This is a genomic window from Thermodesulfobacteriota bacterium, assembly GCA_026415035.1.
Taxonomy (GTDB): Bacteria; Desulfobacterota; BSN033; order BSN033; family UBA1163; genus RBG-16-49-23.
The window spans coordinates 1-4,569 of record JAOAHX010000045.1 but is presented as its reverse complement, the minus strand read 5'-3'; the positions used below and the strand labels follow the sequence as shown (position 1 = coordinate 4,569).

The window sequence follows — 4,569 nt, the reverse complement described above, 5'->3', positions numbered from 1 at the left end:
CTTGTCGGGAAGGACGTTTCCGTAAGCAACCCCTCGTTGGGTGATGGGGATCCCCTGATAAAGACCCAAGAGGTCGTCAGGAGAATCCAAACCCATCTCCGAAAGGAGCTCGGGATCGGCCTGGTCTTCGATCACCACATCGACGTTCTCCATCTTCTTCCGAACCCCCTCGGGAAGTCTTTCGAGGGCCGTCCACACGGCCTCTTCGAACTCTTGCCGAGTTAATTTCATCCTGCCTCTGGCCATGGCTACCGTATCCTATTCCAAAATAAGAAGGAGTTCAAGAAAGAATTCTCCCCTCCTTTTCAGGCCCAAGCACCCGATCGTCCCCTCGGGATGACGTGTTGACACCTTTTTAAATAATCATATAAAAATAGTCCCGGAGATTCAAACGTGACACATCACTCCGATCCCGTTGCCCTCGTCGCCCCCTATCCCGAAATGGCAGAACTCGCCTGCACCCTTATCGCGGAGTTTGAACGACCCATTGCGATTGAGATGGGCGACCTCCAGGAAGGACTGAGAAAGGGTCACCTTCTGGTTGAAAAGGGAACGGAGGTGATCATCAGTCGTGGCGGAACAGCTCAATTGTTGAAACGGGAGCTCTCCATCCCGATTGTGGAAATCCAGGTCACCACTTTTGACATCCTGACCGCTCTTCAAAAGATACCAGACAAGAACCAAAAGATCGGCATCATCGGATTCGGAAACGTCGTCTATGGGTCAGATAGGCTGGCCGATCTCCTCAACCTGAACCTCAGGGTATTCACCGTCCGCCATGAGGGGGAGGTCCCTGAAAAAATCGACGAAGCGAGAAGGGCCGGCGTCGATATCATCATTGGAGACAAGGTGGTCATCTCTCGGGCAAATGAACTGGGATACCCCTCGATCTTGATCGAATCGGGAAAGGAGTCGATCCTTCAGTCCTTTCACGAAGCCTACCGGATCCTTGAGGTGGTTCGCTCCGAAGCCCAAAAGAGCCGCGACTATCTGAGCACGATGAACCAACTGAGGGCCATTCTTGACTCGGTGGATGACCAGATCGTCATCCTCGATGCCAACGACCGGATCCAATCGTGCAATCCAGCCGCCCTTCGCCTCTTCCGGAAGGAGGAACACCAAATTAAAGGAGCCCCCCTTTTCCTCTATCCCACCGAACCCCTGACCGAAATGAAGAAGAAACTGACCCCTCAGCGAAACTACTTGGCCTCTGTGGAAGGAAAGCACCTTCTGCTCGATTATCTTCCCATCGAATCGAACGGTGAAAAGATCGGGACCCTGATCGTAGGCAGGAGCATTTCAAAACTGCAACAGGCGGAAAGAAAAATCAGAAACGAGCTCTACCTGAAAGGCCATGTAGCCCGATATGCCTTTTCCGACATTTTGACGGAGGATGAGGATTTCCTGAAGGTGATCCAGAGGGCCAAGCGCTTCTCTGCCTCTTCTTCAACCGTCCTGATCTTAGGAGAGACCGGAACGGGAAAGGAGATGTTTGCTCAGAGCATCCACAATGAACGTTTCGGCTCCGAAAGGCCATTCGTCGCGATCAACTGCGCCACGCTTCCGGAACCCCTCCTCGAAAGCGAGCTGTTCGGATATGCACCCGGTGCCTTCACAGGGGCTCGCAGAGAAGGCAAAAAGGGGCTGTTCGAATTGGCCCATGGGGGAACGCTTCTCCTCGACGAGATCAGCGAGCTACCTCTGAATTTGCAGAGCCGTCTTCTAAGGGTGATCGAGGAGAAAGAGGTCCAACCCATCGGGGATGATCGGGTGATCCCCGTGGAGGTCCGCATCATCGCCACCAGCAACAGGGACCTCTCCTTAGAGGTCGCAGAAAAACGTTTCAGAGGAGACCTCTTCTACCGGCTGAACGTCCTGCAACTCAACATCCCGCCCCTGAGGAAGAGGGGAAGGGACGCCTATTCGCTTTTCAAGCACTTTATCCTCAGGCTGAACTCCAGAATCCCGAAACGATATATCTTCAACAAGGAAGTGGAAAAAATGCTATGTGAATACACGTGGCCAGGAAATGTTCGAGAGCTTAAAAACCTGGTCGAGAGGCTTGCCCACCTGACGGAGAATTTCACCCATCACCTCGAGAAGGTTCCCGATTGGATTCAGGAAGAGCTGAAAGGGTCGGAGCAGACCAGACCCCCGGAAGTGGATGAAACAAGATGCCTGAGCCTCAAGGAATTCGAAAACCTCTGGATCAAGAGAATCACCGAGTCCTCTCAACTCAAAAAGACCGACCTCGCTAAACTCCTGGGTATCAGTCGTACCACGCTCTGGAAACGGACCAAGACCTCCTGACGGAGAAGTCTTTCGAGGCGGGATGGCCTTCCCGTAGCCTTCGTTAACTTTTGAGACAAATTTGTTTAAGAAATAAACAAAAGAAGGTCAAAAAGGATCTGACCTTGTCCAAAAATTTCATAACATGTTGAAGTTCCTTGACTTTTAAAAACATTACCTAATGGCACACCTATTGCTCTTAATAGAAATAAGTGGTTCGGAATCTTGGATCCCTGAAAGGGGGCCCATGGCAGTTCAAAGATGTCTTCTTATCGCGGATGATTTGACCGGGGGAGCAGATGCGGGGGCCCAATTTGCTAAAAAAGGTCTCCGTACCCTGCTCATCTCTTTACAGGATGGGGTCGAGATCGACCTTCGGAGATATAGACACATCGATGTCCTGGCCGTGAATACGGATACGAGGGGGCTTAACCCTGAGAAGGCTTTTCTTAAGGTTTCAAATCTCCTCAAGGGCTTTGATCGCGGCCTCTTTCCTATCATCTATAAGAAGATCGATTCGACGCTACGGGGAAACATCGGTTACGAGGTCGATGCGATACTAAAAGAAACGAACGGATCCCTCTGCTTCTTGACCCCTACCTACCCTGAACAGAAACGAACCCTGGTCGGAGGCATCCTGATCGTCGGCGAAAAGCCTCTCGCTTTAACAGAGATGGCTCGAAGCCCCCTTTCCCCCATCTTGGAGTCCCACGTCCATAAGATCCTCCAACGACAATCCCACCACAAAGTGGGCTGGATCGACTTGACTCACGTCGCCTCGGCCATGGAGGCATTGAAAAAAGCGGTCGAAGACGAGCAGGCGAAAGGGAGCCAAATCATCATCTTCGATGCCGTGAGCCGGAACGATTTGAGGAACATCGCCGAGGTCGGTTTCGCGATGGATCAAAGACCGCTTTTCGTCGGGTCTGCAGGGCTGGCTGAAGAAGTGGCGAGAAAGCTCGCTCCTTCCGAGACGAAAGGGATTCCGCCAAACAGGACGTCCAAGCATCTCCTGATCGTAAGCGGAACAGCCTCCAGCGTCACCCATCGGCAGTTAGAAGAGATAGAACGAAGCTTTATCCCGTCCTTTGAGCTCGACCGCTCCCTGATCGTAGGGAAAGATTCGGAAGCCGAGCAAGGAAAGGAGGCCCTTTCTCAGAAGGTGGCGAGGGCTTTAAGGGAGCATAGTGCCATTCTAAAGACCCCCTCGGAGAGGCTGTCTTCTCCGGAGGCGGCCACAACCCCCGTCCATCAATCCCTTATGAATGTCCTGGCCTCCGTCGTCCTGGCCGCTTTAAAGGGTTCGAAGATTCAGCCGTCGGATCTGGTCTTAGTCTTGACGGGAGGGGAGACGGCACAGCACGTGATCAACCGTCTCAACACCGACGGGATCGAGATCGCAGGAGAATTACAAGAGGGAATCGTGGAGGGATATCTGATCGGAGGGGACTGGGATGGGCTTACGGTCGTGACGAAAGCCGGGGCCTTTGGAAAAGAAGATGCCCTCCTCCGTACCCTCGAGATGCTCAAAGCCCTACCCCATCCGACGGAGAAGGGAGCAAGGCATGAAGGCGCTCATCAAAGACCAACCCATCCGAGGCGCAACGCTCACGGACCTCCCTGTCCCAAAGATAGGAGACCGTGATCTCTTGGTGAGGGTAAAGGCCGCTGCGATCTGCGGCACCGATATCCACATCTATCAATGGAACGAATATGCGGCATCGAGGATCAAACTCCCTCTCCTTTTCGGCCATGAATATGCGGCCGAGGTGGTCGAGGTGGGTAAGGAAGTGACGAATTTCAAGAGGGGAGACCGCGTAGCCGCCGAAACGCACGTCCCCTGTGGCCACTGTTATCAGTGCATGACCGGCCTCCAACACATTTGCAAAGAGATGAAAATCCTGGGAGTCCATAGGGATGGGGCCTTCTCGGAATATACCCTCCTCCCCGCCGTCTGTGCCTGGAAGCTCGATTCCTCCATCTCCTACGAGATCGGCGCTACCCTGGAACCTTTTGGGATCGGGGTCCATGCCCTGTCAAAGACGAAGCCGGCGGGCAAGAAGGTGATCGTTTTCGGATGCGGACCCATTGGCATTTATGCGCAAATGGTGGCCAAGCTCAGCGGGTCGGAATATGTGATCGGGGTCGATGTAACGGAGGAAAGACTCGATCTCGCCCGCAAGATGGGCACCGATATCGTTCTCAACGCCAAAGAGGTCAACGTCGTTGAAGAGGTGGACAGAATTACAAAGGGACAGGGGATGGACATCGTCGTGGAAC

4 protein-coding genes are annotated in these 4,569 nt (G+C 53.2%); 3 read left to right on the top strand and 1 reads right to left on the bottom strand.

All coding sequences use genetic code 11. From position 1 onward, the window contains the following. Positions 1 to 231: metallopeptidase family protein (locus N3G78_14680; GenBank protein ID MCX8119161.1), on the bottom strand; the 231-nt coding region annotated here is incomplete at its 3' end. 162 nt (positions 232 to 393) lie between these two features. Here N3G78_14680 and N3G78_14675 point away from each other — a divergent pair. The 3 genes from N3G78_14675 to N3G78_14665 all read left to right on the top strand — a co-directional run. Beyond that, positions 394 to 2,310 (top strand): sigma 54-interacting transcriptional regulator, encoded by a 1,917-nt coding sequence (locus N3G78_14675; protein ID MCX8119160.1) that lies wholly within the window; start codon positions 394 to 396, stop codon positions 2,308 to 2,310. Between the two features lie 226 nt (positions 2,311 to 2,536). Continuing rightward, positions 2,537 to 3,934: a hypothetical protein gene (locus tag N3G78_14670; protein MCX8119159.1), complete on the top strand. Its 1,398-nt coding sequence runs from the start codon at positions 2,537 to 2,539 to the stop codon at positions 3,932 to 3,934. Beyond that, on the top strand, positions 3,855 to 4,569 hold a 715-nt coding region (locus N3G78_14665; GenBank protein MCX8119158.1), incomplete at its 3' end, for an alcohol dehydrogenase catalytic domain-containing protein. The genes N3G78_14670 and N3G78_14665, both read left to right, overlap by 80 nt.

Bases quoted from the DNA above. Each gene is read 5' to 3' on its own strand.
- N3G78_14670 (MCX8119159.1), top strand. From the start codon at position 2,537: ATGGCAGTTCAAAGATGTCTTCTTATCGCGGATGATTTGACCGGGGGA.